We start from the raw sequence: 25,642 nt of genomic DNA, 5'->3' as shown, positions 1-25,642 counted from the left end.
TCGGCTCGCAGAGCCTCGCTGCTTGAGGTGCGCCGCTATACGCGAGTCCACGCCCATGGGAGCTTGCGTCTTGAGGGCGGGCGATGATTTCGAAATCCGAACTTCGCACTGAAGCCCGCGCCCTGCGCAAGCGGCTGGCGGAGGCGACGCCGGATGCGGCGAACCGGCTGGCGGCGCATGCCGACCCCCTGCTGGACGCCCTGTTCGGACGCGAGGCGGGCTGGGTGGACGAGGCCGCGCGAGGGCGGCGGCTGACTGTGGCGCTGTATCGGGCGCGGGGGGCCGAGATCGACCCGGCCGCCCTGGCCCGCGCCCTGGCGCAACGGTCATGCGACCTGTGTCTGCCGGTGGTCGAGGTGCTGGATGCGCCCCTGGTCTTTCGCGCCTGGTCCCCAGGCCAGACCCTGGCCCCTGACCTGGCCGGCTCGCCCGCGCCCCTTGCGGATGCCGCCCGGGTCGAGCCCGATCTGATCCTTTGCCCCCTGCTGGCCTTCGATCGTTTCGGCGGGCGGCTGGGCCAGGGCGGGGGCTATTACGATCGCACCCTGGCGGCGCGGCCTGGCATCGCCTTCGTCGGCCTGGCCTATGCCGGACAGGAGGCTGAGCGGCTGCCGATGGAAGGGCACGACATCCGCCTGCATGGCGTTCTGACCGAGGTCGGCTATACGGCCTGCCGAAAGGTCTGAATCCTCATGCGTCTGGCGTTCTTCGGAGATGTGGTCGGCAAGTCGGGCAGGGACGGTCTCAGCGACCACCTGCCGGGACTGAAGCGCGACCTGAAGCTGGATTTCGTGGTGGTCAACGCCGAGAACGCGGCGGGCGGTTTCGGCATCACCGAGTCGACGGCCAACGAACTGTTCATGGCCGGCGCCGACTGCCTGACCCTGGGCAACCATAGCTGGGATCAGCGCGAGGCCCTGACCTATATCGTGCGCGAGCCGCGGCTGATCCGCCCGTTGAACTATCCGCGCCTGATGGATGCACCGGGCGCCGGGGCCAATCTGTTCGAGACCCAGAGCGGGCGGACCGTCCTGGTCATGAACGTCCTGGGCCGGGTGCATATGGACCCGATGGACGATCCCTTCAGCGCGGTCGAGAAGGAGTTGGCGGCCTGTCCGCTGGGCCTGGCGGCCGATGCGGTGATCGTGGACGTCCACGCCGAGGCGACCAGCGAGAAGATGGCCATGGGCCATTTCTGCGACGGGCGGGCCTCGCTGGTCGTCGGCACCCATACCCATGTGCCGACCGCCGATTGCCAGATCCTGCCCGGCGGAACGGCCTATCAGACCGACGCCGGCGGCTGCTGCGACTACGATTCCGTCATCGGCAACGAGAAGGAGGAGCCGCTGCGGCGGTTCACCACGCGGATCAGCGGCGGTCGCTATCAGCCCGCGTCAGGCCCTGCGACCATCTGCGGCGTGTATGTCGAAACCGATGACAGAAGCGGCCTGGCCGTGCGGGTCGAACCGATCCGCGTCGGCGGGCGTCTCAGCCAGGCCGTGCCCGCGAACTGATCGCCGGCCCGGCTCGGGACGGAGGGGGTGACGATGGGACGAGCAATCGGACGCGGGGTGGGCGTGGCGGCGGTCTTCGCCCTGATCGGCCCACTGGTCGGAACCACCCTGGTGCTGCTGGTGCTGGCGGCGGCCCTGATGATGACCAATCCGGCGAACGGGATCCTCACCGTCCTGATGTGGCCGTTCGCGGCCGTCCTGGGCATGATGATCGGCTTCATCCCGGCGCTGGCGACCGGTGTGGTGATGGCGGCCTTGTCGCATCGGCTGAAAACCCGCCTGGCCTGGATCGGCGCCAGCGCGGCCTGCGGCATGGCGACGACCGCCCTGGTCCACCGCCTGGCCGACCTGGGCGAGAGCCTGATGGTGACCGTGGTCTGCGGCGGCGGGGCGGCGACCGTCTGCGCCCTTCTGAGCCTGGGCTGGCGGCCCCGAAGACGGGCCTACTGAGCGGCGGGCTTCCAGGCCTGCATCTCGGCGATCTCGCGCGTCTGGGCGTCGACCACGGCCTGGGCCATGCGGCGGATTTCCGGGTCGCGGCTGTCGCGCAGCGCCACCTGGGCCATGGCCAGGGCGCCCTGGTGGTGGGCGATCATCTTGGCGACATAGGCCTGATCGACCGTCTGGCCCGAGGCCTGGGTCATGCCCCGGTGCATCTCGGCCTCGGCGGCGGCGAAGGCGCGGTCGCCGGGCGTCGGCCCTGCCGCTTCATGGGTCGGGCCATGGGCCGGGCCGGAGACGGCCCCGTCCGCGACCGTGGCCGCCTGCCGCTCGGCCGAGGCGTCGCGCAGGGCCTGGTTGACCGGATCGCCCCCGCCGTCGCAGGCGCTCAGCAGGGCGAGGACGGGCAGAACGGCGATCAGACGGCGCATCAGGCGTTTCCTTCGATCCAGTTGGGCATCCAGCCCTCGTGCATTTCGCGCAGGTGGTCCAGCGGGATGCGGAACAGGTCGCCGGACGAAAGGTCGCGCCCCACGGCCCGCCCGACGACCGAGGCGTGCAGCCCGGCGCCCTGCGCCCTGGCGATCAGCTCGGCCGGATCGTTGACGGCGGTCAGGTAGCGGGCCTGGTCCTCGGCGAACAGAAGGACGTGGGCGTGGGCGGCGCTGGTGGCGTCCAGTTCGATCCCGCAGTCGCTGGCCAGGGCCATGTCCGCCGCCGCGCCGATCAGGCCGCCGTCCGACAGGTCGTGGACGCAGGTCAGGTCGCCCGCCTCGATCAGGCCGCGCACGAAGTCGCCGGTCTTGCGTTCCAGCTTCAGGTCGACCGGCGGCGGGGCGCCGTCTTCGCGGCCCAGCACTTCGCGCAAGTAAAGGCTGGCGCCCAGTTCGCCGTGTGTCTCGCCGATCAGCACCAGAACATCGCCCTCGGCCATGCCGCCGAAGCCGACCGTGACGTCATAGTTGGGCAGAAGGCCGACCGCCCCCACCGTCGGGGTCGGCGGAATGGCGACGCCGTTGGTCTCGTTATACAGGCTGACGTTGCCGCTCACGACCGGGAAGTCCAGGGCGCCGCAGGCCTCGGCCATGCCGTCGATGGCGCGCACGATCTGACCCATGATCTCGGGCCGCTGCGGATTGCCGAAATTCAGGTTGTCGGTGATGGCGATGGGGCGAGACCCCACGGCCGTCAGGTTGCGCCAGGCCTCGGCCACGCACTGTTTGCCGCCCTCATAGGGGTCGTTCTGGACATAGCGGGGGGTGCAGTCCGACGTGACCGCCAGCCCCTTGTCCGTGCCGTGCACGCGGATCACGCCGGCGTCGGCGCCGGTGGCCGAGTCTTGCAGGGTGTCGGCCATGACGTGGCGGTCATACTGCTCCCAGATCCAGCGCTTGGACGCCATGTCGGGGCAGCAGACGACGTTCAGCACCGCGTCGGGCCAGCTGTCGGGCGCGGGGACTTCCGCCGGGTCGAGGCGCGGCTGAAGCGCGGGCTGGACCCAGGGCCTGTCATACAGGGGCGCATCGTCGAACAGGGGCGCCAGGGGGACGTCGCAGACCGTCTCACCGTGGTGCTTCAGCACCAGTCGGCCGGTGTCGGTGGTCACCCCGATGACGGCGGCGTCCAGGCCCCACTTCTGGAAGATGCGGTATCCGTCTTCCTCGCGGCCGGGCTTCAGGACGGCCAGCATCCGCTCCTGGCTTTCCGACAGCATCATCTCATAGGCGGTCATGCCCTCTTCGCGCTGGGGCACGGCGTCCATGTTCAGCTCGATGCCGACGCCGCCCTTGCCGGCCATTTCGACCGAAGAACTGGTCAGGCCCGCCGCCCCCATGTCCTGGATCGCCGCCACGGCGCCCGAGGCCATCAGCTCCAGCGTCGCCTCGATCAGCAGCTTCTCGGCGAAGGGATCGCCGACCTGGACGGTCGGGCGCTTGCTCTCGGACTCGTCGTCGAACTCGGTGGACGACATGGTGGCCCCGTGGATGCCGTCGCGGCCGGTCTTGGACCCGAAATAGACCACCGACAGCCCCGCCGCCGGCGCGGCCGAATAGAAGATGGCGTCCGATTTCGCCAGGCCCACGCACATGGCGTTGACCAGGATGTTTCCGTTGTAGCCGGCGTGGAAATTGGTCTCGCCCGCCACGGTCGGCACGCCGACGCAGTTGCCATAGCCGCCGATGCCCGAGACCACGCCCGAGACCAGCCGCCGGGTCTTCTCGTGGTTCACGTCGCCGAACCGCAGGGCGTTCAGCAGGGCCACCGGCCGCGCGCCCATGGTGAAGACGTCGCGCATGATGCCGCCCACGCCCGTCGCCGCGCCCTGATAGGGCTCGATGAAGCTGGGGTGGTTGTGGCTCTCCATCTTGAAGATGCAGGCGTCGCCGTCGTCGATGTCGATCACCCCGGCGTTCTCGCCCGGTCCGCAGATGACGCGCGGCCCCTTGGTCGGGAATTTGCCCAGGTGGATTTTCGATGACTTGTAGCTGCAGTGCTCGGACCACATGACCGAGAAGACGCCCAGTTCGACCTGGTTGGGCTCTCGCCCCAGTCGGTCGAGGACGACCTGATATTCGTTGGGGGCCAGGCCGTATTCGGCGGCCAGTTCGGCCATGGTCTTTTGGGGGGCGCTCATGGGGGCGCCTTCTAGCGGCAGGCGTGGGTTTAAGCTATATTCTAGAACGATCTTCCGGAGTTCTAGAAATGGGTCTCAGCATCAAGCGGGCGGAAACCGAGCGCAAAGCGCGTGCGGTGGCGGAATGTCTGGGCGTCAGCCTGACCGAGGCGATCGACATCGCCCTGGACAAGACCTGGCGGGAACTGGCCCCCTCCCAGGACGAGAATGCGGATCGTCTTCGCCGACGGGAGGCTCTTTTTGCTCGCATCCGGGCGCGCGGGGCGGGGGACGGCCGCGACCTGAAGGTGATCGAGGCCGAGGTCTATGGCGATGACGGCCAGCCGATCTGATGGTGATCGACACTTCCATCCTGTTCGCCATCGAGTTTCTGGAGCCGGAAGCCGAGGTTTATGATGCCATGCTGCGTTCCGCCGACGTGCGGTTGATGAGCGTGGCGAGCGCGGTGGAGCTTCTGATAGTTCTCACCAGGCGACGCCGGTTCGACCAGAGCGCCGCCGTGAACGATCTGATTCAAGAGTATGGCATTGAACTGACGCCGGTGGATGAGGGTCAGATGCGGCTCGCCTGGGCCGGGTTCGCCCGGTTCGGCAAAGGGGGCGGCCATCCCGCCCAGCTGAATTTCGGCGATTGTTTCAGCTACGCCCTGACCAGGGCTTCGGGTCAGCCCCTGATGTTCAAGGGGACGGATTTCGCTCTGACGGACGTTCAGACCGCCGTTACCTAGCGGTCATCAGCGCTCGACCCCCGGCTTCAGCCGCAGCGACAGCCACAGGCCGCCGACCAGTGTCAGGACGGCCAGGCCCAGGATCGGGAAGGCCAGGGCGGGATTGCGTTCCTGCTCGGCCACGAAGGCCCCCAGCAGGCCCCAGGCGATAGGCAGGGGATAGCTGAGCAGCCGCATCCGCCAGGCGCCGAACAGGCCCATCCCCGTCACCATCACGCCCACCAGCAGGGCCCAGGCCGTCGGCGGCAGGACGCCCGGCAACTGGCCGTTCCCGGTCAGGACGGTGATCAGGTTCAGGGGTGCGGCGATGGTCAGCCAGCCGGCCAGGAGGCTCAGCGGCAGCACCGTCATCCAGCGATCCGCGTCGCCGCGCGGCAGCAGGCGGATGGTCTCGGCATTGGCCAGCATCGCGCCCGCCAGGGCGGCGACCGAGCCGAAGATCAGCACCACCGTCGCCCACTCCCAATCCGCCGCCGCCGCCACGATCCACCAGCCGATGCCCAGCAGGGCGACGACGGAGGGCCAGCCCAGCCGCCCCAGGATGTCGCTCTCGCCCGTTCGCGGCAGGGCCTGGCGCACCGCATAGACCAGCAGGCCCAGATAGATGAGGCCCCAGATCGAGAAGGCGTAGCCGGCGACCCGCAAGGTCGCGTCGCTGTCGGCGGCGAACTCAGCCTGGGTCTGGCCCCAGCCCAGCAACAACTGCGCCTGGGGAATGATGATGGCGAACAGGGCCGCCGCCAGAACGGCCAGTCGCCGCGTCATCTGGGCGGAGGTAGGGCGGACGATGGACATGGAGGCTCCCGTCAGGCTTTGCATTATCCGCATCTACGTCCGGCGCGGGGCGAGGTTGCACGGCTGCGTGATGACGGGAACGGGCAGGGCCGCCTTGGGTTGGTCAGGGGCGACCAGCGCATGATTTCGGAGACCGCCATGACCGACCAGAACCGACCCAAGGAAAAGCCCCCGTTCGAAACCGACACCGTCCAGGCCAATCAGGCCGAACAGTAGGGTCTGGGCGTCGGCGCGCGCGAACTGAACGCCCAGCGCGATCCGGGCGAAAAGGCCGACGCCGAAAGCCTGGAAGACGGCGCCCAGCTTCAGAAACAGCGCGCCGATCAGGACGACACCGAACGTCAGGCCCCGCAGGCCTGATCCCGTCCGGGCTGAAGGGAAGGCCGTCGCCGAGCGGGGCGGCGGCCTTTTCGCGTCACGCCGCCGCGTAGATCGAGCGGAACAGGTCGGCGCCGTCGGCCGAGCCCAGCTCGGCCTCGAAAGCCCGATCCGGGTGGGGCATCATGCCCAGGACGTTTCCGCGTGCATTCTGAAGGCCGGCGATGTTGGCCACCGAGCCATTGGGATTGTCGACATAGCGGAACACCACCTGACCCTCGCCCTCGATGCGGGCCAGGGTCTCGGGGTCGGCGAAATAGTTTCCGTCGCCATTGCCCTGGGTCATCACCACCTCGCGCCGGCCTTGATAGGCCGAGGTGAAGCGGGTCTGGCCGTTGGCCACTTCCAGGGTGATGGGCTTGCAGACGTATTTCAGACCGGCGTTGCGCATCAGGGCGCCCGGCAGCATCCCCGCCTCGCACAGGATCTGGAAGCCGTTGCAGATGCCGACCACGGCCACGCCATTGTCAGCCGCTTGCTTCACCGCCTGCATCACCGGCGACTGGGCCGCCATGGCGCCGCAGCGCAGATAGTCGCCATAGGAAAAGCCGCCCGGCAGGACGATCAGATCCAGGCCCTGGGGCAGTTCCGTCTCCTGATGCCAGACCATGCTGACCCGCTCGCCGGTCGAGCGTTCGACGGCGACCCTGCAGTCGCGATCGCAGTTGGACCCGGGGAAGACGATGACGGCGGCGCTCATGGCGCGGGCGTTTAGCAGGGTTCGGCGCTGATGTCAGGACGCGAAGCGGCGCGGATATTCCAACTGCATGGCCACGACGTCGGCGGTCTGGGGCCCATAACGGTCGGCGATGGCCTGGAGCGTCAGGTCCAGGGCCCGCGCCGGCGGCTGGGCGCCCGGGTCCGGCAGGCGGCGGTCGGCGGGCCATTCGGCCGCGGCCTCGTCAGGCAGGAGGCGCAGGCCGCTACGCGTCACGATCTCGCCGCCGTCCGGCGTCCAGGACACGGCCTGAGACCGATAGGTGCGGGACCAGGCGTCGGCGGTCAGGGCCAGGGTCACCTCGTCCATGCCCGGCGTCAGGCGCAGGCCCAGCCGCTCGCGCCGCCAGGGGCTGAGACGGTTGCCCAGAACCGTCAGGGCGAAGGGGCGGTTGAAGCGGAACATGGCGCTGGCGTGACGGGCGTCCCAGTCGGCCAGGCCCAGGTCGCGCGCCGTCGCCTCGGCCCGCGCGCGCCCGGCGATCACCTCGATCAGCGTCAGAGCCATGGGCAGGGAGGCGGTGATCCCGGTGGTCGTCGCCACGCCCCGGTCCAGCACCAGTCGCCGGTCGGGGACATAGGTCATGCGCGGGTGACGCGCCCGCAGTCCCTTCAGATAATACCAGTGGGTCGTGCCCCGCCGGCCATCCAGCAGGCCCGCCTCGGCCACCACCCGCGCCCCGGCGCAGACGCCGATGATGACGGCGCCTCTGGCCGCCTGAGCGCCCAGCCAGGCCAGGACGGCCGGGTCGTCGTCGCGGCTCATGGCCGGCACGATCACATGGTCGGCGCCGTCCGGATAAAGGGCGTCGAACCGAGCCATTGTCATGTCCGGCCGGACCTTCAGCGCCGGATACAGGCTGACCGGCGCGTCTTCCGGGGTCAGGGCGAAGACATCGGCGGCGCCCGAACGCTTCAGAACGCCGTAGGGCATCAGATAGTCGGTGGTCTCGGTGGCGTCGTTGATCCCGACCACGGCGATCACCGGCCGCGCACGCTTGGTCGGCCTCAGCCCGGCCAGGATCGCGGCCTGTTCCTCGGCCGGAACGACCGGCGGGTCGATAACGGGCGGGGCGTCGGGCAGGGAGGCCAGCCTGGCGGCCCCGCCCACGGCGCCCAGGGCGACCAGGCCGCCGGCTCCCGCCAGGAAGACGCGCCGGCGCATGGCCTTAGCCCCGGTTCTCGTAGGTGGCCGTGATCGTCGCCTTGGCCAGGGTGTGGAAATGCAGGTTGAAGCCGAAGACGGCGCCGGAGTTGTCGGGCGTGACGTCCAGCCTTTCCACGTCCACGGCGAAAACGGTGAAGATGTAGCGGTGCGGGCCGTGGCCGGGGGGCGGGGCGGCGCCGCCGAAACCAGGCTCCCCATAGTCGGTCCGACCCTCGACCGCGCCGGCCGGGACCGGGCCGCCGCTGGGGATCTCGGCGACGTCCGCCGGGATGTTGGCAACGGTCCAGTGCCAGAAGCCCGATCCCGTGGGCGCGTCGGGGTCGTAGCAGGTGATGGCGTAGCTCTTCGTCCCCTCGGGCGCGCCGGACCATTTCAGATGGGGCGAGCTATTGCCCCCGGCCTTGACCTGGGCGTCGGGCAGGACGCCGCCGTCGGTGATGTCGTTCGAGGTCAGGGTGAAGGTCATGGCGCGCTCCTGTGCGGGGACGGTTGACCCATCCTAACGCACGAATCGCCTCAGTGAGCCGCTTCCTTGGCCGCGGGAGTGAAGGCCCGGTCGTCCATCAGTCCGCCGAACAGGGCCGAGGCGAAGATCAGGCAGCCGATCAGGATGAAGACCGCCAGCAGCCCCTTGCCGATCCGACTCACGCGACCTCGATCCGGTAGGATTCGATCACCGTGTTGGACAGGAGGGTGTCGCACATGCGCTTGACCTCGGCCTCGACGTCATCGCCGGCGTAGTCGAACTCGATCAGCTTGCCGACGCGCACGTTCGACGCGCCGGTCCAGCCCAGGCCGTTCAGGGCGCCCTCGACCGCCTTGCCCTGAACGTCCAGCACGCCGGGTTTCAGGAAGACGTGGACACGGATCTTCATGCGTTGCCTTTCATGAAATCTGTAAAGTCAGACCACTGTTCGATACGGAAAGCCCGGATGTCCCGAACGCATTGTGGAAACCAGACCAGTGCGCGCAGGGCGTTCATGGCTTGGAGCAGATTGGCGAGGTCTTCATTTTCGACCACATAGACGCTGCCCTGGATGCGCCGGAAGCCGTATCGAGACAGGGTCGCGCCGATATCGGAATAGGCCTGGGTGACGCCTTTGGGATGGACGGCCGCCGTGTCCGCCACCACGAGGTCGAACGCGATCGCGAACATCAGGCGGCCGGATCCTGTTCGAGGCGATCCACGGGATATTCCAGCGTTTCTCCGCTTTCGATCACACGGATAAACGCGAGCGCCCCTTCAATCCGCTCCACTTCGTAGACCGGTCCGTCGAGCCCGAAGCGCCGAAAACGAATAGCCGGCGCCGCTGCAAACGCACGTCCCTGTTCCCGGACGCTGGCCATCAGTGCAGTCCCCCCTGAATCACCGTCGGCATGCCCTTCATGATGCCCAGGCGACGCGCCACCTCGGTATAGCTTTCGATCACGTCGCCCAGGTCGCGGCGGAAGCGGTCCTTGTCCAGCTTCTCGCCGGTGTTGATGTCCCACAGGCGGCAGGAGTCGGGGCTGATCTCATCGGCCAGGATGACGCGGCTGTAGTCGTTCTCCCAGATGCGGCCGAACTCGATCTTGAAGTCCACCAGGGTGATGCCGACCCCGGCGAACAGGCCGGACAGGTAGTCGTTGACTCGCACCGTCATGGCCAGGATGTCGTCCAGCTCCTGGGTCGTGGCCCAGTTGAAGGCCGTGATGTGCTCCTCGGTGACCATCGGGTCGTTGAGCTCGTCCTTCTTGTAGTAGAATTCGATGATCGAGCGGGGCAGGGGCGTGCCCTCCTCGATGCCCAGCCGCTGGCTCATCGAACCGGCCACCACGTTGCGGCAGACTACCTCCAGAGGGATGATCTCGACCTCGCGGATCAGCTGCTCGCGCAGGTTCAGCCGCTTGATGAAATGGTTGGTCACGCCGATGCCGTTCAGGCGCGACATGATGAATTCGCTGATCTGGTTGTTGATGACGCCCTTGCCCTCCAGCGTCGCCTTCTTCTGGGCGTTGAAGGCGGTGGCGTCGTCCTTGAAATACTGGATCAGGGTGCCAGGCTCGGGTCCCTCATACAGGATCTTGGCCTTGCCCTCGTAGAGCTTCTTGCGCTTGACGTTCATGGTCGGTCCCGTTCGGGCCTGGCCTGCCGGAAAACAAAAAACGCGCGGCCGGAGCGAAGTCCTGACGGCGCGATTTCGGAATCGGTCGGGCGGAGGAGTGTTCGCCGCCTCCTTTAGCGGAAGCGAGGGCGCGACACAAACGCCCGCGCCTGTGGAGCGGCGCGGAAGTCAGGTTGCGTTCATCCGCCTTCGGGCTATAGACGGCGCGAAACGGGACCGGTCCCGCCAGTGGAGCTTCTGACGCCTATGACGACCTTCGACGAACGGGAAAAGGGCTTCGAGTCCAAGTTCGCGCTGGATCAGGAACAGGAGTTCAAGGCGGTGGCGCGCCGGAACAAGCTGCTGGGCCTGTGGGCGGCCGAAAAGATGGGCCTGAACGCCGACAGCGCCGAACAATACGCCTCGGCGGTGGTGCGCGCCGATTTCGAACAGCCGGGCGAGGAAGATGTGTTCCGCAAGGTGGCCGGCGACTTCAAGGGCGCGGGTCTGACCCTGTCCGAAGGCGAAATCCGCTCCAAGATGGACGAACTGGCTTCCATCGCCCGCGACCAGATCCGCGCCGGCGAATAATCGCGCCGCTGAAAGCAAAAAAGGGCCGCGCCCGGGGGGTGGCGCGGCCCTTCCTTCATCGGACGGACGGGGGAATCATCGCGTCCGGTACTGCGTCGTGCGCGATCCGATAACGGCGCTCGGGCGCGGCGGTTCCCGCCCGATCGTAGAATCGCGCGCCCTCAGTCCAGAAACGGTTTCAGCACGCTCCAACCTTCCAATTTTCCGGCGAACGGACGGGCGTGGGCCGGGCTGGACGACGGCAGGGCCAGAAGGGGTATCGCGGCCCCGGCCAACTGCCTCATCCCCAGCCGCGCCGCCGCCCCGCCGTTGAAGGCCGCCGCGCGCAGGCCGGGCAGGCCCGCGACCAGGGCCCGCAGGTCCGCGGCCTGGGGCGACCGGATGGCGGCGTCCAGGCTTCCGGCCCGCTCGGCCGAGGCGACGACGTCCCACAGGCCGATCCCGGCCGCGCCCAAGGCCGCCAGCCGCGCCTCATAGTCCATCGCCTGAAGGTCCCGCCCGATCACGGCGCCGGTCAGCCGCCAGAAGCCGTTGCGCGGATGGGCGTAATACCGCCCTGCCTTCAGCGACGCCTCGCCCGGCAGGCTGCCCAGGATCAGGACCCGGGTCCGGTCGTCGACAATCGGCGGAAAATGGGTCTTGCGCGTCACGCCGCGCCGAACACTCTGTCGAACACCGTGTCCACGTGTTTGGTGTGGTAGCCGAGGTCGAACAGTGCCTCCAGATCGGCGTCGGCCAGGGTGACGCGTGCGTCGGCCTTCAGGAAGTCGATGAACCGGCCTTCGCCGCGCCAGACCTTCATGGCGTTCTCCTGGACCGCCGCATAGGCGTCCTCGCGGCTGATCCCGGCCTGGGTCAGGGCCAGCATGACCCGCTGCGAGAAGACCAGGCCGCCCAGGCGATCCAGGTTCTTCTGCATGTTCTCGGGATAGATGTTCAGCCGCTCGATCACGCCCGCCAGCCTATGCAGGGCGAAGTCCAGGTGGATGGTGGCGTCCGGCCCGATGCCGCGCTCGACCGAGGAATGGCTGATGTCCCGCTCGTGCCACAGGGCGACGTTTTCCATGGCCGGGGTCACGGCGGAACGGACCAGCCGCGCCAGGCCGGTCAGGTTCTCGGTCAGGATCGGGTTGCGCTTGTGGGGCATGGCCGAACTGCCCTTCTGACCCTTGTCGAAGAATTCCTCGGCCTCCAGCACCTCGGTGCGCTGCAGGTGGCGCATTTCGGTGGCCAGGCGCTCGATCGAGCTGGCCACCACGCCCAGGGCGGCGAAATAGGCCGCGTGGCGGTCGCGCGGGATCACCTGGGTCGAGACGGGCTCGACGCTCAGGCCCATCTGGTCGGCCACATAGGCTTCGACCGCCGGATCGACATTGGCGAAGGTGCCGACCGCGCCCGAGATGGCGCAGGTGGCGATCTCCTCGCGCGCCGTGACTAGGCGGCGACGCGCGCGCTGGAACTCGGCATGATAACCGGCCAGCTTCAGGCCGAAGGTCACCGGCTCGGCGTGGATGCCGTGGCTGCGGCCCACGGTGACGGTGTATTTGTGCTCCTTCGCCCGGGTCTCCAGCGCCGCCAGAACCCGGTCGACGCCGCCCAGCAGCAGGTCGGTGGACCGCGCCAGCTGCACCGCGAAACAGGTGTCCAGCACGTCCGAGGAGGTCATCCCCTGGTGCAGGAAGCGGGCCTCGTCACCCACGATTTCCGACACATGGGTCAGGAAGGCGATGACGTCGTGCTTGGTCGTGCGTTCGATCTCGTCGATGCGGTCGGCGTCGAACACCGCGTCCTTGCCCTTGGCCCAGATGGCGTCGGCGGATTCGACCGGGATGACGCCCAGCTCGGCCATCTTGGTCGCCGCATGGGCCTCGATCTCGAACCAGATCCGATATTTGGTCTCCTGCGACCAGATGGCGACGGCTTCGGGGCGGGAATAGCGGCTGATCATGGGCGCGGGGTGTCGGTCGGGCGGCCGGCGGAGTCAAGGCGGCGGCTTGCCGGGGTCGCGCGCGCCGGGCAGGAACGGCCCAACGTCAAAGCTCGGAGATTCGGCCATGAAGCTGCTGATCGGCGATCCCGCCTATTCGACCTGGTCCCTGCGGCCGTGGCTGGTGCTGAAGCGTTGCGGCGCGGCGTTCGAGACCCAGATCGTCCGGCTGAACCGGCCCGACACCTTCGACGAAATCCGCAAGGTCTCGCCCAACGGCAAGGTTCCGGCCCTGCTGGTGGAGGGAGAGGTGATCTGGGATTCCCTGTCCATCGCCGTCTGGTGCGCCGAGCGCTGGCCTGATGCGGGGCTTTGGCCCGCCGAGCCCAAGGCCCGCTGGCTGGCCCGCAGCGCGGTGTGCGAGATGCACTCGGCCTTCGGCGCCCTGCGCAATCTGATGGGGATGGGGCCGGACCATCCGATGATCGGCGAGGCGCGCGCCGAAATCCCGGCCGATCCGGCCCTGGACGCGGACCTGGGCCGGATGGTCGAGCTGTGGCGGGACATGCGTGGGCGCTTCGGGGCCGGCGGCCCCTATATGTTCGGCGGCTGGTCGATCGCCGACGCCTTCTTCACCCCGGTCGCCGCGCGGATGCGGCATTTCCAGGTCGATCTGGCGGCTCATGGCGACGTCGATGGGACCGCGGCCACCTATCGCGACGCCCTGCTGAACGATCCCCTGTTCCTGGAATGGACAGCCCTGGCGACGGCCGATCTGGCCGCCGATTAACCGGACCCGCTGACCGGACGTTAAGAGACCCGCGTTATCGTGCATCCATTCGGCCAGAACGGCCGTTGGAGCGGCATGATGCCCGAACCGATCGATCCCGCCGTCCGTCCCCTGTCGCCCCTGGCCGGCATGGCCCTGGCGCTGCTGATCGGCGGCTGCCTGACCGCGATCCTGGCGGCCAGCCTGTTCTAGTTGGCGCCCGAGGCCGTGGCGGGCGACGCCGCCTCCATGACCGGCGCCGGCGGGGGCGGGACATAGTCCAGGCCGATGCTGATGTTGGTCTGGCCCGCGACGATGGCGTCCAGGGTGTTCAGCGGCCGGCCCATAAGCCGCTGATAGATCCAGTAGGCGGCCACGACCTTTTCGACATAGTCGCGCGCCTGGGGCACGTCGATGATCTCGATCAGCAGCAGCGGATCGGGGTCCGGCCCCAGTTTCCGCAAGGCGGCCAGCATCGGTCCCGGTCCCGCGTTATAGGAGGCGACCGTCCGCAGCAGGTCGTTCTGGAACGCCGGCAGCTGCAGCATCCGGTTCAGATAGGCCTGGCCCAGCCGCATGTTGACGGCGGGCTCCAGCAGCCGCTGGGGCTGGGTCACGAAGCCCCTGTCGCCGGACAGTTCGGCCGCCGTGCCGGGCATGACCTGCATCAGCCCATAGGCGCCGGCGCCCGAGCGGGCGTCGGGATTGAAGCCGGTCTCCTTGCGCGCCACCGCATAGATCAGGGCCTGTTCGACGGTGAAGCCGCCCTCGGGCTCCAGCACCGGCATCGGATAGCGGTCGGCGTCGATCTTCAGGGCGTCGGCGGTCCCGGCCGGGCGCGGGTCGATGGCCTCGGCGATGGCCGTCCACATCCGCCGCGCCGTGTCGCCGGCGGCCGATCGCAGACCGGTCCGCAGGGCTTCCTCGGCCTCGGCCCGGCGGCCGACCTCGAACAGGGCCAGGGTGCGGCGCGCTTCCAGGTTCTGGTCGATGAACCCGGCCATCTCGGTCGGATCGACGGGCGTGGAGGCGGTGCGGAACAGGGTCGGCTCGGACGCGGCGCCGGCCGTATAGGGGCGCGGGCCGCGGTTCAGGATCTCGGGCTCCCGGCCCAGCTGGCGCAGGGCGATCTGGCCATAGAAGGTCGAGGGCCAGCGGGCGGCCAGATGCAGGTGTTCGACGATCCGGTCCTGACGCCCGCTCTGGCCGGCGGCGCGGGCGGTCCAGTAGGCGGCCCCGGCGCGGACCCAAGGGTCCTCGGTCGGGTCGGAGGCGACCCGTTCGAAGGCCAGATAGGCGTCGTTGAACTGACCCAGCCGCCAGGCCGCCAGGCCCGCCGTCCACCAGTCGCCGATCTCGACGCCCGTGGCGTAGGCGCCGCTCAGGTCGTCGGCGTTCAGGGCGATGCGGGCCGCCTTCATCGGATCGACGGGCGTCGCCACACTGTCCCAGCCGCGCAGGTTCAGACGCGACGGCCGGCGCGGCTCGGGCGCGCCGTCGGGGCGGCGTCGCAGCGCCAGGGCGTAGGCGCGCGGCGCCATCGGCAGGTCGGCGTATTCATCCAGCCAGGCCGCCAGCTCGTCATAGGTGGCGGCGTAGTCGCGATGGAACAGCCGTTCGAACTCCACCTCGCCCAGCAGGATGCGGTCGCGGGCCTGGCGCGCCGAGGCCCGGGCCAGATCCAGCTGACCGCGCCGCAGGGCGTCGAAGGCGGTGGTGTAGCTGAGCCGGTCGGCGCTGGAGAGGGCGCGCGGGCGTCCGTCGGCCGGGCCGTCGTCATCGGCCCGCGCCGCCCCGGCGGTCGCAGCCAGCAGAATCGCCAGCGCCGGCGCCAGGATGGCGCGTCGGAAATCGGTCATAGGCGGCGGCCCCCTCGGTCACGTCCTACCCGTCTCGATTCAGGAAGGGCGGTCTTCGGCGTCGGTCGTCAGGCAAGAAGGATGCCGGAATTAACCTTTGATCTCAACCTCGGCCGTCTCCAGACGGGCCGCCAGCGACAAGATGTCCGCCCAGGCCTGGCGCTTGGCCAGGGGCTGACGCAGCAGGAAGGCCGGGTGCAGGGTCGGCATGACGGGGGCCGAGACATCCCCCTCGTTCAGCCGCCATTCGCGCCATTGTCCGCGCGTCCGCATGATGCCTTCCTCGGTCTGGAGGATGGATTTGGTCGCCGCCGCGCCCAGCAGCAGCACCGCCCTGGGCTTCAGTATGGCGAAGACCCGCTCCACGAACGGCGCGCAGACGGCCTGTTCCTGCGGCGTCGGGGTGCGGTTGCCGGGCGGCCGCCAGAAGACGGTGTTGGTGATGAAGACCTTTCCGGTCAGGCCCGCCGCCGCCAGCATCCGATCCAGCAACTGGCCCGCCTTGCCGACGAAGGGCTGGCCCGCGCGATCCTCTTCACCGCCCGGACCCTCGCCGATCACCAGGACGGGGGCGTTCGGATCGCCGCGCCCGAAGACGGCCTGGGTCGCGCCCATGCCCCGCAGCGGGCATCCCTCGAAGGCCGCGACAGCCCCGGCCAGGTCCTGCAGTGTCGCCGCCCCGGCCGCCAGCCGTCGCGCCTCGGCCACGGCTTCGCCCCCGTCCATGGCCGCGGGGGCGGCTACGGCGGCGGTCGCCCGGGCCACCGCCTTCAGCGCCGGCGTCGGCTTGATGTGAGTGTGGTCCACCGGGGCGTCGCCATAACAGGCATCGACCCCCCCATCGCGCCAGAAGGCGAGCAGGCTTTCCAGCGCGCGGGGGTCGGGAACGGCGTCGGTCATGGGCTTGGCCTCAGGGATAAGCCTTGACCGCCCGCGCGTCACGTCCCGATAAGCGGACAACAACAAGCGCTGATCAGGAAACAGCCATGGCCGAGGATATCATTGAAGGCGGCGCCAAGTCCGCCTGGCAGGAAGCCGTGATCGACAACCTGCCCCCCGCCGAGGCCCTGGCGGGGGTCGAGCGCGAGGTCATGGAATACGACGTCGTCATCGTCGGCGGCGGTCCGGCCGGCCTGTCAGCGGCCATCCGCCTGAAGCAACGGGCGGAAAAGGACGGCAAGGAGATCTCCGTCGCCGTGCTGGAGAAGTCGGCCGAGATCGGCGGCCACATCCTGTCGGGCGCGGTGATCGACCCCAAGGCGCTGAACGAGCTGTTCCCCGACTGGAAGGCCATGGGCGCGCCGCTGGAAACGCCGGTGACCAAGGACCGTTTCCTGCTGCTGGGCCCGCAGGGGCAGCTTAGCCTGCCCATGCCCCTGATGCCGCCGCTGATGCACAACCACGGCTGCTACATCGCCTCCCTGGGCAATCTAACCCGCTGGCTGGGCGAGCAGGCCGAGGCGCTGGGGGTCGAGGTCTATCCCGGCATGGCCGCCAGCCATGTGGTCTGGGAAGATCAGACGGGTCGAGTGAAGGGCGTGGTCGCCGGCGTTTTCGGCATCGACCGGGAGGGCAAGCCGACCGGAGAGTTCCAGCCGGGCATCGAACTGCACGGCAAATATGTCTTCATCGCCGAAGGGGTGCGCGGCTCCCTGGCCAAGACCATCATGGCCCGCCACAACCTGTGCGACGGCGCCGAACCTCAGAAATTCGGCATCGGCCTGAAGGAGCTGTGGCAGATCCCGGCCGAGAAGCACCGGCCCGGTCTGGTCCAGCACTCGACCGGCTGGCCCCTGGACGAGAACACCGGCGGCGGGTCGTTTCTGTACCACTTCGGCGACCGCTATGTGGCCGTCGGCTATGTCGTGCACCTGAACTACAGGAACCCCTTCCTGTCGCCGTTCGACGAGTTCCAGCGGTTCAAGCACCACCCGGCCATCGCCGAGCATCTGGAAGGCGGAACCCGCGTCTCCTATGGCGCGCGAGCGATCACCGAGGGCGGCTTCCAGTCGGTGCCCAAACTGGCCTTCCCGGGCGGGGCGCTGATCGGCTGTTCCGCCGGCTTCGTGAACGTGCCGCGCATCAAGGGCAGCCACAACGCCATGAAGACCGGCATGCTGGCCGCCGACGCCGCCTATGACGCCGTGGTTGCTGGCCGCGCGGGCGACGTGCTGGAGGCGTATCAGACCGCCTATGAGAAGAGCTGGGTCTATCGCGAGCTGAAACAGGTCCGCAACGCCAAGCCCTATCTGTCGAAATTCGGCACCACCCTGGGCGGGGCGCTGGGCGTCATGGACATGTGGTTCTCGTCCCTGTTCCGGGTCAACGTCCCCTGGACTCTGAAGCACGGCAAGACCGACGCGGCGGCCACCGAGCCGGCGTCGAAACATGCGCCCATCGCCTATCCCAAGCCGGACGGAAAGCTGTCGTTCGACAAACTGTCCAGCGTCTTCATCTCCAACACCAACCATGCCGAGGACCAGCCCGCCCACCTGAAGCTGCTGGACTCGTCCGTGCCGATCCAGGTCAACCTGCCGAAATACGGCGAGCCGGCGCGGCTGTATTGTCCGGCGGGGGTCTATGAGGTGGTCTATGCGGACGAGGCGAACCGCGCCGATCCGCGCTTCGTCATCAACGCCCAGAACTGCGTCCACTGCAAAACCTGCGACATCAAGGATCCCTCCCAGAACATCGTCTGGACGACGCCCGAGGGCGGCGGGGGGCCGAACTATCCGAACATGTGACCGGGGCTGTGGCGCGCGCGGCCTTGCGGCGCGGGCGCGATCAGGCAAGGTGACGCCATGACCCGCGTCCTGCTTCGCCGCCTGTTGTTGTCCGTCGCCGCCTCGGCCCTGCTGGCCGGTCCGGCCCTGGCCCAGGACCCGCCCCCGCAGCCCGCGCCGGCCGAGACGGCGGAGCCTGACGACGACGCCCAGCCTGTTCTTCCCGACGACGCGCTCGACGCGGACGAGGACGCGGCTCCGGCCGTTGCCGAGACCCCGGCCATTCCGGCGGTCTGGTCGCCCGCGCCGCGCGACGACCAGGGCCGCAGCGCCTATGGCCTCTATCTGGCCGGCCGGGTCGCCCTGGCCTCGGGCGAGGGCGAGATCGGCGCCGCCTATGTGGCCGCTGCGGCCGACCTTACGCCGGAACAGCCGCGCGTTCGCGGCCAGGCCCTGACCGCCTCCCTTCTGGCCGGCGATCTGGATGTGGCGGCGCGGCTGTCGCCCCTGGTCGAAGAGGGGGGCGTGACCCTGGTTCAGGGCGGCCGCCTGGCCCGCGCCGTCCAGGCCCTGACCCACAACCGCCCCGCTGAGGCTGACGCCGAACTGAAACGCGCCCCGGTCGAAGGGTCGCATGCGCGGGCCGGCCTGCTTCTGGCGCCCTGGGCCGCCGCCGCGGCCGGCGACTGGGACCGGGCCCTGGCGCCGATTCCGACCGACGCGGACGCCGTGACCCGCCTGTTCCTGCGCCAGAGCCGCGCGGCCCTGCTGGAAAAAAGGGGCCGGTTCGCCGAGGCCGAGGCCGAGTTGAAGGCCCTGATGGAGACGCCCCAGTCGGGCGCCCTGTTCCGTCTGCCCTATGGCGAGTTCCTGGAGCGGCGCGGCCGCAGGGCCGAGGCCGTGGCCCTGTATGACGCCGGCCTGACCGCTGACGCCTCCAACGTCTTCCTGATCCAGGCGCGCGAACGCGCCGCCTCGCGCCGCGGCCGCCCCCCCGCCGCCCCGGATTTCCGCCAGGGGGCCGCGATCAGCCTGATCGGCGCCGCGGCCATGGCCAACTCGGCCCGGGCGCACGAATTCTCGGCCTTCTACCTGCGGCTGGCGAACCAGCTTGATCCGTCGGATCAGACCCGGCTGCGCCTGGGCGAAAGCCTGGCCCGGGCCCAGATGAACGATGTCGCCCGGCGCGAGCTTCAACGCATTTCGTCGCGCGAACCGGGAGTATACGCCGCCGCCCAGGCGCGTCTGTCCGGGCTGCTGGACGACGCGGGCCAGCCGGATGAAGCCCTTGCCGCCCTGCGCCGCGCCCTCGCCGCCAGTCCGTCCGACCCGGCGGTGGCCCAGCTTCTGGCCGCCCAGCTGAACCAGGCCGAACAGTATGAAGACGCCCTGGCCGTCCTGAACGGGCCGCTGCTGAACACGGCGGACCAGCCGTTCGGCGTCCGTTTCCTGCGCGGCGCGGTCTATGAGGCGCTGGACCGGGCGCCGGAGGCTCAGGCCGAACTCTGGGCCGCCCTGCAGGAAGAGCCGGACAACGCCGCGGCCCTGAACTATCTGGGCTATCTCTGGGTCGACAGCGGCGAGCGGGTGGAACAGGGCGCGTCCCTGATCGCCCAGGCCCTGGTCAAGGAGCCGGAAAACGGCAATTTCCGCGACTCCCTGGGCTGGGCCCAGTATCGCCAGGGCCGGTTCGACGAAGCCGTCACCACCCTGGAGATGGCGGTGTCCAAACTGCCCGGCAACCCCGAGATCAATGACCACCTCGGCGACGCCTACTGGCAGGTCGGACGCCGGCGCGAGGCGCGCTATCAGTGGGAAAGGGTGCTGACCCTCGATCCCGACGCCGACCAGGAGGCTCGCGCCCGGCGCAAGCTGGACCAGGGGCTGGACGTGGTCGGCGCCCAGCCGTGACGCCGTGACGGGCTCCGCCTCGGCCGCCCTCGTGGCGCCGGCCAAGATCAATCTGTTCCTGCACGTCGGCCCGGTTCAGGCGGACGGCTATCACCCCCTGGCCAGCCTGGCCGTCTTCGCTGATGTCGGAGACCGGCTGACCGCGACCGTGTCCGACCGGCTGTCGCTGGGGGTGCAGGGGCCGTTCGGCGGCGAACTGGCGGGGCAGGACGACAACCTGGTCCTGCGCGCCCTGGAGGCCCTGGGGCGGGCCACAGGGCAGGGGGCGCCGCCCCTGGCCCTGACCCTGGACAAACAGCTCCCGATCGCGGCCGGCCTGGGCGGCGGCTCGTCCGACGCGGGCGCGGCCCTGCGCCTGGCGCGCGACCTGCTGAGGCTGAACATCGACGACGCGGCCCTGGCCGAGATCGCGGCCCGGACCGGGGCGGACGGCGCCCTGTGCCTGTTCCCGCGCGCCGCCTGGGCCGAGGGGCGGGGCGAACGGCTGACGCCCGAACCGCGCCTGCCGCCCCTGCACGCCGTCCTGGTCAATCCCGGCGTCCTGTCGCCGACCGGCGCCGTCTATCGCGCCTATGACGCCGATCCCGCGGGCGAGGCGGACCGGCCGGCGCCGCCCGCCGACTGGTCGGCGGCGGCGGTGATCGACTGGCTGGTGAAAGCGCGCAACGACCTGGAGGCGCCGGCCCTGCGGCTGGCGCCGGCCATAGGCGCGGCCCTGGACGCCGCCGCGGCCTGTCCGGGGGTGGCCCTGGCGCGGATGTCGGGCTCGGGGGCGACGGTCATCGGCCTCTGCGCGGACGCCGCCGCCGCCCGCGACGCGGCCTCGGCCCTGGCGGCCGCCCATCCCGGCTGGTGGGTGCGGGCCTGCGTCCTGAACGGCTGAGAGGGAACCGGAACGGCCGAACGGGCTTCCTTTCACGGATCGAAAGGAGCCCTCCCATGCGCATCGTCATCGCCGCCCTCGCCGGCGTCTCCGCCATGGCCCTGGCCGGCGCCGCCGCCGCCCAGTCGACCAGCGCGCCGCACCCGACCACCCTGAACGCCCCCAACGGCCAGCCGGCCGCCACGGCCACGACCACCGCCTCCTCGCCCGTCCACAATCCGACCGACGGTCAGGTGGACGGCCACGCCCCGCATTCGGCGCCGTCGAGCGCCAGCGCCCCGGCCGAACCCCGCGCCATCGCCACCGCAAACGCCCGCGTCTCCGCGCGCGGCCCGCTGCGGCCCACGGATTCCTCCATGGCCCCGGTCGGCCAGGCGGAAGGCGGGGTCACCGAAAGCGCGCCCATGCCCACCACCCTGAACGCTCCGAACGGCCAGCGCGCCTCGGGCGTGATCGTGGTCAGCGCCCCGCCGATCCGCAATCCCACGGACGGCCGCGTGGACGGCCCTCGCGCGCCGAAATAAGGCCGGCGACCGGACTCTGGTCGGTTGAACAAAGGGTCGGCGGCTTCTAGAGCATGATCGTTTTTAGACGAAACCGCTGCGCGGTTCCGGCTGAAGCGTGAATCATGCTCTCGCTGATATCTGGAGCCTGATTCACCGCATCGGCGGAATCGCGAAGCGATTCCACCTCAGCGGATCAGGCTCTAGGTCCGCCGACCTTTTTTCGCGCCTGCGAACGCCGGAAACCGCCTTGTCCCGACCGACCGAACCCCTTTCCTTCCAGGACCTGATCCTGACCCTGCAACGCTATTGGGGCGAACAGGGCTGCGCCCTTCTGCAGCCCTATGACATCGAGGTCGGGGCCGGCACCCTGCATCCGGCGACCGTGCTGCGCGCCCTGGGGCCGCGCCCATGGAAGGTCGCCTATGTCCAGCCCAGCCGCCGCCCCGGCGACGGCCGCTATGGCGAAAACCCAAACCGGCTCCAGCACTACTACCAATTCCAGGTCATCCTGAAGCCGAACCCGGACGATCTGCAGGATCTGTATCTCGGCTCCCTGGCGGCCATCGGCATCGACCCGAAACTGCACGACATTCGCTTCGTCGAGGACGACTGGGAGAACCCCACCGTCGGCGCCTGGGGCCTGGGCTGGGAGGTCTGGTGCGACGGGATGGAGGTGACCCAGTTCACCTATTTCCAGGGCGTCGGCGGCATCGAGGTGGATGTGGTGTCGGGCGAGCTGACCTATGGGTTGGAGCGTCTGGCCATGTATGTCCAGGGCGTCGATAACGTCTACGACCTGCGCTTCAACAACGACGGCCTGACCTATGGCGAGGTCTTCCTGGAGAACGAGCGCCAGCAGTCCGAGGCCAATTTCCACGGCTATGACGTCGATGGCCTGAAGCGCCGGTTCGAGGACATGGTGGCCGAGGTGTCGCGCTTCCTGGCCATGAAGGGACCACAGGGCCAGGCCCTGGTCCTGCCCGCCTATGACCAGGTGCTGAAGGCCAGCCACCTGTTCAACCTGATGGACGCCCGCGGCGCCATCGCCGTGGCCGAACGCCAGGCCTACATCGGCCGCATCCGCGATCTCTGTAAGGCCTGCGCTGTCGAATGGGTCGAACAGGAAAGGGCGCGGGCGTGAGCGACGAGACCGCGCGCGCTCCCTTCCCCCTTGATGGGGGAAGGGCCGGGGTTGGGGGTGAAGGCCTCGCCGTTCGGCCGCGCCATCTGAACGGCGCCATCGGACGGGCGCGCCGCCTGCGCCGCGACCAGACCTTCCCCGAAAAAGTGCTCTGGGACGCCCCTCGAACCCTCAAGACCAACATCCGTCGCCAGGCGCCTATCGGCCGTTTCATCGTCGATTTCGTTCATCATGACAGGCATTTGGTGATCGAGGTCGATGGGCCGCGCCACGAGACGCCAGAGGCGCAAACCCAAGACGCCGCCCGCACGGCCTGGCTGGAAAGTCAGGGCTTTCGTGTCCGACGCTTCACCGTCCGGCAGGTGATCGAGGACCGCGAGGCCGTGCTGACCGCGATCCAGGCGGACATGCTTTCACCCCCATCCCAACCCTTCCCCCATCAACGGGGAAGGGCTCTATGGCGCGCCCGCGATCAATGGGTGCGGGACGACGAACTCTGATGCCCCAGCTTCTCCTCGAAATCCTGTCCGAAGAAATTCCCGCCCGCATGCAGGCCGGGGCCGCGCGTGATCTGGAGCGGATGGCGTCCGACCGGCTGAAGGCCGCGGGCCTGTCGTGGGAGGCGCTGACCACCTTCGCCGGGCCGCGGCGCCTGACGCTGGTGGTCGAGGGCCTGCCCGCCGCCACGCCTGACCGCGAGGAAGAGATCAAGGGGCCGAAAACCTCGGCGCCGGAACAGGCGCTGGACGGCTTCCTGCGCAAGACCGGCCTGACGCGCGATCAACTGGTCGAACGCGACGGCGTGCTGTTCGCCGTCATCAGCCAAAAGGGCCGCGATACGGCCGAGATGATCCCCGCCATGGTCGAAGAGATCGTGCGCGGCTTCCCCTGGCCCAAGTCGATGCGCTGGGGCTCTGGAACCCTGCGCTGGGTGCGGCCGATCAAGCGTATCCTGTGCCTGTTCGACGGCGCCGTCGTGCCCTTCGCCATCGAAGGCATCGACAGCGGTGACGTGACCGAGGGGCATCGCTTCCTGGGTTCGGGCCGTCCGTTCGCGGTCAAGGATTTCGCCGATTATCGGAAGGCGCTGGAACAGCATTTCGTCCTGCTGGACCCGGCCGACCGGCGGCTGCGCATCCTCGAAGCGGCGCAGAAGGTCTGTTCCGACAAGGGGCTGGCCCTGGTCGATGACGACGGCCTGCTGGACGAGGTGTCGGGCCTGGCCGAATGGCCGACGCCGATCCTGGGCGACATGGACCCGCAGTTCCTGGACCTGCCGCCCGAGGTGGTCCAGCTGTCGATGAAGACGCACCAGAAATATTTCGCGGTGCGCGATCCGTCGCAACACGACCCGAACGTTTCCAGAAAACTGGCCCCGCATTTCGTGGTGGTCGCCAATGTCGAGGCGACGGACGGCGGCGCGGCCCTGGCGGCGGGCAACAGCCGCGTCCTGTCGGCGCGCCTGAACGACGCCCGCTTCTTCTGGGACGAGGACCGCAAGGTCGGCTTCGACGCCTGGCTGAAGAAGCTGGAAGGCGTCACCTATCACGCCAAGCTGGGGACCATGGCCGAGCGGGTGGAGCGCATCGCCGCCCTGGCCCGCGAGATCGCCCCCCTGGTGGGCGCCGACCCTGAGGAAGCGGCGCTGGCGGCCCGTTACGCCAAGGCCGACCTGGCCAGCGGAATGGTCGGCGAGTTTCCGGAATTGCAGGGCGTCATGGGTGGCTATTACGCCCGCGCCCTTCCTTCTCCCCTTGGGGGAGAAGGTGTCTCGCAGCGCGAGACGGATGAGGGGGATGTGTCATCGCCCTCATTGCCCGCCGCCCCGACCGTCTCCGAAAGCCCCCTCATCCGGACGGCTCCGCCGCCCACCTTCTCCCCCGAGGGGAGAAGGGATCGGTTGGCCGACGCCGTGCGCGACCATTATCGCCCGCAGGGCCCGACCGACACGGTCCCCACCGCGCCCCTGACGGTGGCGGTGGCCCTGGCCGACAAGCTGGACGCCCTGGTCGGCTTCTTCGCCATCGACGAGAAGCCCACGGGATCGAAGGACCCGTTCGCCCTGCGCCGCGCGGCGTTGGGGGTGATCCGTATTCTGCTCGAAAACGATCTCAAGGTTGAGCTTCCGGTGCTGATCGGTCTCGCGCGCCGGGGCTTCGCCAAATCCGCTCTTGAGGCTGCTCGTCTAGATAGCGCCTACGTCGATATTGCTGTTTTCATGCAGGAGAGGACGCGAGTCGCCTTGCGCGATCGAGGAATGGCCGCGGAGGTCGTCGAAGCTGCATTTGCCCAAGAAAAGAGCGTGCTCCCGCTCTTGGTCGGACGTGTCGAGGCACTGAACAGCTTCCTGGCCACCGACGACGGGGCCGAACTGCTGGCGGGCTACAAGCGGGCTTCCAACATCCTGCGGGCCGAACAGAAGAAGGGCGAACTGCCCACCGGCATGGTCCAGACCGGCCTGCCGAACCAGCCGGCGGAAGAGACCGCCCTGGCCTTCGCCGCCGCCGCCGCCGCGACCGCCGTGGACGCGGCCCTGGACGCCGAGGATTTCGCCGCCGCCATGACTGCCCTGGCCCGCCTGCGCGCGCCGGTGGACGCCTTCTTCACCGCCGTCATGGTCAACTCCGACGTTCCGGCCGAGCGTGACAATCGCCTGAAGCTGCTGGGCCAGGTGCGGTCGGTGATGGGCCGGGTGGCGGATTTCGGGATGATCGGGGGCTGAACCTGACCCTTCTCCCCTTGTGGGAGAAGGTGGCAGCCGAAGGCTGACGGATGAGGGGTCGCGCGGAACCCATCAGCAGGTCGTGAGGCAAGGCCTGAGAAACCCCTCATCCGACCCGCTGCGCGGGCCACCTTCTCCCACAAGGGGAGAA

The 25,642-nt window shown here is 69.1% G+C and carries 29 protein-coding genes; 14 read left to right on the top strand and 15 right to left on the bottom strand.

Annotated features, from left to right (window positions below):
• The first annotated feature begins 83 nt into the window (after window positions 1-83).
• From KF910_RS08580 to KF910_RS08570, 3 genes are read left to right on the top strand one after another with little or no spacing between them, the layout of a single operon-like run.
• Window positions 84-686 (top strand): 5-formyltetrahydrofolate cyclo-ligase, encoded by a 603-nt coding sequence (locus tag KF910_RS08580; RefSeq protein ID WP_292260624.1) that lies wholly within the window; start codon window positions 84-86, stop codon window positions 684-686.
• Window positions 687-692: 6 nt separating this feature from the next.
• Window positions 693-1,514 carry a TIGR00282 family metallophosphoesterase gene (locus tag KF910_RS08575; RefSeq protein ID WP_292260621.1) on the top strand — a complete coding sequence of 274 codons (822 nt, stop codon included), beginning with the start codon at window positions 693-695 and terminating at the stop codon, window positions 1,512-1,514.
• A 33-nt stretch (window positions 1,515-1,547) separates the two neighbouring features.
• Window positions 1,548-1,964: a hypothetical protein gene (locus KF910_RS08570; RefSeq protein ID WP_292260618.1), complete on the top strand. Its 417-nt coding sequence runs from the start codon at window positions 1,548-1,550 to the stop codon at window positions 1,962-1,964.
• Here KF910_RS08570 and KF910_RS08565 read toward each other — a convergent pair.
• Window positions 1,958-2,386, bottom strand: a complete 429-nt coding sequence (locus KF910_RS08565; protein WP_292260617.1) for a DUF305 domain-containing protein — start codon at window positions 2,384-2,386, stop codon at window positions 1,958-1,960. The genes KF910_RS08570 and KF910_RS08565 overlap by 7 nt on opposite strands.
• Window positions 2,386-4,590: a phosphoribosylformylglycinamidine synthase subunit PurL gene (purL, locus tag KF910_RS08560; RefSeq protein WP_292260614.1), complete on the bottom strand. Its 2,205-nt coding sequence runs from the start codon at window positions 4,588-4,590 to the stop codon at window positions 2,386-2,388. Before purL ends, KF910_RS08565 begins: the two co-directional genes overlap by 1 nt.
• A 68-nt stretch (window positions 4,591-4,658) precedes the next feature.
• Between purL and KF910_RS08555 the strand changes: the two genes are divergently transcribed.
• Together KF910_RS08555 and KF910_RS08550 are read left to right on the top strand one after the other, a co-directional pair.
• Window positions 4,659-4,922, top strand: a complete 264-nt coding sequence (locus KF910_RS08555) for a type II toxin-antitoxin system VapB family antitoxin (protein ID WP_292260611.1) — start codon at window positions 4,659-4,661, stop codon at window positions 4,920-4,922.
• Window positions 4,922-5,317 carry a type II toxin-antitoxin system VapC family toxin gene (locus KF910_RS08550; protein WP_292260609.1) on the top strand — a complete coding sequence of 132 codons (396 nt, stop codon included), beginning with the start codon at window positions 4,922-4,924 and terminating at the stop codon, window positions 5,315-5,317. Before KF910_RS08555 ends, KF910_RS08550 begins: the two co-directional genes overlap by 1 nt.
• 6 nt (window positions 5,318-5,323) lie before the next feature.
• Here the strand turns inward: KF910_RS08550 and KF910_RS08545 are convergent, their stop codons facing one another.
• The 9 genes from KF910_RS08545 to purC all read right to left on the bottom strand — a co-directional run bounded on the left by KF910_RS08545 (window position 5,324) and on the right by purC (window position 10,480).
• Window positions 5,324-6,112 carry a hypothetical protein gene (locus KF910_RS08545; RefSeq protein WP_292260605.1) on the bottom strand — a complete coding sequence of 263 codons (789 nt, stop codon included), beginning with the start codon at window positions 6,110-6,112 and terminating at the stop codon, window positions 5,324-5,326.
• 415 nt (window positions 6,113-6,527) lie between these two features.
• Window positions 6,528-7,190: a phosphoribosylformylglycinamidine synthase subunit PurQ gene (purQ, locus tag KF910_RS08540; protein WP_292260603.1), complete on the bottom strand. Its 663-nt coding sequence runs from the start codon at window positions 7,188-7,190 to the stop codon at window positions 6,528-6,530.
• 33 nt (window positions 7,191-7,223) lie between these two features.
• Entirely contained in the window at window positions 7,224-8,372 is a 1,149-nt protein-coding gene (locus KF910_RS08535; RefSeq protein ID WP_292260600.1) for a DJ-1/PfpI family protein, read from the bottom strand.
• Between the two features lie 4 nt (window positions 8,373-8,376).
• Entirely contained in the window at window positions 8,377-8,841 is a 465-nt protein-coding gene (locus KF910_RS08530) for a YbhB/YbcL family Raf kinase inhibitor-like protein (protein ID WP_292260597.1), read from the bottom strand.
• A gap of 50 nt (window positions 8,842-8,891) precedes the next feature.
• Complete coding sequence (locus KF910_RS08525; protein ID WP_292260595.1) at window positions 8,892-9,023, bottom strand: hypothetical protein; 132 nt, start codon at window positions 9,021-9,023, stop codon at window positions 8,892-8,894.
• Window positions 9,020-9,250 carry a phosphoribosylformylglycinamidine synthase subunit PurS gene (purS, locus tag KF910_RS08520; protein ID WP_292260591.1) on the bottom strand — a complete coding sequence of 77 codons (231 nt, stop codon included), beginning with the start codon at window positions 9,248-9,250 and terminating at the stop codon, window positions 9,020-9,022. Before purS ends, KF910_RS08525 begins: the two co-directional genes overlap by 4 nt.
• Entirely contained in the window at window positions 9,247-9,531 is a 285-nt protein-coding gene (locus KF910_RS08515; protein ID WP_292260588.1) for a virulence factor, read from the bottom strand. Before KF910_RS08515 ends, purS begins: the two co-directional genes overlap by 4 nt.
• A complete protein-coding gene (locus KF910_RS08510; protein WP_292260585.1) occupies window positions 9,531-9,722 on the bottom strand; it encodes a DUF5397 family protein in 192 nt (63 codons plus the stop codon). The genes KF910_RS08515 and KF910_RS08510 overlap by 1 nt, the downstream gene beginning before the upstream one ends.
• Entirely contained in the window at window positions 9,722-10,480 is a 759-nt protein-coding gene (purC, locus tag KF910_RS08505) for a phosphoribosylaminoimidazolesuccinocarboxamide synthase (RefSeq protein WP_292260582.1), read from the bottom strand. The genes KF910_RS08510 and purC overlap by 1 nt, the downstream gene beginning before the upstream one ends.
• A gap of 246 nt (window positions 10,481-10,726) precedes the next feature.
• On the opposite strand from purC, the gene KF910_RS08500 reads away from it, so the two are divergent.
• On the top strand, window positions 10,727-11,050 hold the full coding sequence (locus tag KF910_RS08500) for a DUF1476 domain-containing protein (protein WP_292260580.1): 324 nt from the start codon (window positions 10,727-10,729) through the stop codon (window positions 11,048-11,050).
• Between the two features lie 161 nt (window positions 11,051-11,211).
• Here KF910_RS08500 and KF910_RS08495 read toward each other — a convergent pair whose 3' ends face one another.
• Together KF910_RS08495 and purB are read right to left on the bottom strand one after the other, a co-directional pair.
• Entirely contained in the window at window positions 11,212-11,700 is a 489-nt protein-coding gene (locus tag KF910_RS08495; RefSeq protein WP_292260577.1) for a DNA-deoxyinosine glycosylase, read from the bottom strand.
• On the bottom strand, window positions 11,697-12,998 hold the full coding sequence (purB, locus tag KF910_RS08490; protein WP_292260574.1) for an adenylosuccinate lyase: 1,302 nt from the start codon (window positions 12,996-12,998) through the stop codon (window positions 11,697-11,699). Before purB ends, KF910_RS08495 begins: the two co-directional genes overlap by 4 nt.
• Window positions 12,999-13,104: 106 nt before the next feature.
• On the opposite strand from purB, the gene KF910_RS08485 reads away from it, so the two are divergent.
• A complete protein-coding gene (locus KF910_RS08485) occupies window positions 13,105-13,767 on the top strand; it encodes a glutathione S-transferase family protein (RefSeq protein ID WP_292260571.1) in 663 nt (220 codons plus the stop codon).
• Between the two features lie 188 nt (window positions 13,768-13,955).
• On the opposite strand, the gene KF910_RS08480 is transcribed toward KF910_RS08485, so the two are convergent.
• Together KF910_RS08480 and KF910_RS08475 are read right to left on the bottom strand one after the other, a co-directional pair.
• Window positions 13,956-15,605, bottom strand: coding sequence for a lytic transglycosylase domain-containing protein (locus tag KF910_RS08480; RefSeq protein WP_292260569.1), 1,650 nt, complete (start codon window positions 15,603-15,605; stop codon window positions 13,956-13,958).
• Between the two features lie 90 nt (window positions 15,606-15,695).
• Window positions 15,696-16,505, bottom strand: coding sequence for a uracil-DNA glycosylase (locus tag KF910_RS08475; protein WP_292260566.1), 810 nt, complete (start codon window positions 16,503-16,505; stop codon window positions 15,696-15,698).
• Window positions 16,506-16,696: 191 nt separating this feature from the next.
• On the opposite strand from KF910_RS08475, the gene KF910_RS08470 reads away from it, so the two are divergent.
• The 7 genes from KF910_RS08470 (at window position 16,697) to glyS (ending at window position 25,491) form a co-directional block, all read left to right on the top strand.
• On the top strand, window positions 16,697-18,349 hold the full coding sequence (locus tag KF910_RS08470; RefSeq protein WP_292260873.1) for an electron transfer flavoprotein-ubiquinone oxidoreductase: 1,653 nt from the start codon (window positions 16,697-16,699) through the stop codon (window positions 18,347-18,349).
• A gap of 57 nt (window positions 18,350-18,406) precedes the next feature.
• On the top strand, window positions 18,407-20,239 hold the full coding sequence (locus KF910_RS08465) for a tetratricopeptide repeat protein (RefSeq protein ID WP_292260563.1): 1,833 nt from the start codon (window positions 18,407-18,409) through the stop codon (window positions 20,237-20,239).
• 4 nt (window positions 20,240-20,243) lie between these two features.
• A complete protein-coding gene (locus tag KF910_RS08460; protein ID WP_292260560.1) occupies window positions 20,244-21,122 on the top strand; it encodes a 4-(cytidine 5'-diphospho)-2-C-methyl-D-erythritol kinase in 879 nt (292 codons plus the stop codon).
• Between the two features lie 56 nt (window positions 21,123-21,178).
• Window positions 21,179-21,646, top strand: coding sequence for a hypothetical protein (locus KF910_RS08455; protein ID WP_292260557.1), 468 nt, complete (start codon window positions 21,179-21,181; stop codon window positions 21,644-21,646).
• Between the two features lie 229 nt (window positions 21,647-21,875).
• Entirely contained in the window at window positions 21,876-22,769 is an 894-nt protein-coding gene (locus tag KF910_RS08450; protein WP_292260555.1) for a glycine--tRNA ligase subunit alpha, read from the top strand.
• Window positions 22,739-23,269 carry an endonuclease domain-containing protein gene (locus tag KF910_RS08445; RefSeq protein WP_292260551.1) on the top strand — a complete coding sequence of 177 codons (531 nt, stop codon included), beginning with the start codon at window positions 22,739-22,741 and terminating at the stop codon, window positions 23,267-23,269. The genes KF910_RS08450 and KF910_RS08445 overlap by 31 nt, the downstream gene beginning before the upstream one ends.
• On the top strand, window positions 23,269-25,491 hold the full coding sequence (gene glyS / locus KF910_RS08440) for a glycine--tRNA ligase subunit beta (RefSeq protein WP_292260549.1): 2,223 nt from the start codon (window positions 23,269-23,271) through the stop codon (window positions 25,489-25,491). Before KF910_RS08445 ends, glyS begins: the two co-directional genes overlap by 1 nt.
• The last annotated feature ends 151 nt before the right edge of the window (window positions 25,492-25,642 follow it).

It is taken from the genome of Brevundimonas sp., from assembly GCF_019636155.1.
Taxonomy (GTDB): domain Bacteria; phylum Pseudomonadota; class Alphaproteobacteria; order Caulobacterales; family Caulobacteraceae; genus Brevundimonas.
The sequence above is the reverse complement of the archived record's forward strand: the minus strand, read 5'-3'. Positions and strand labels throughout refer to the sequence as shown.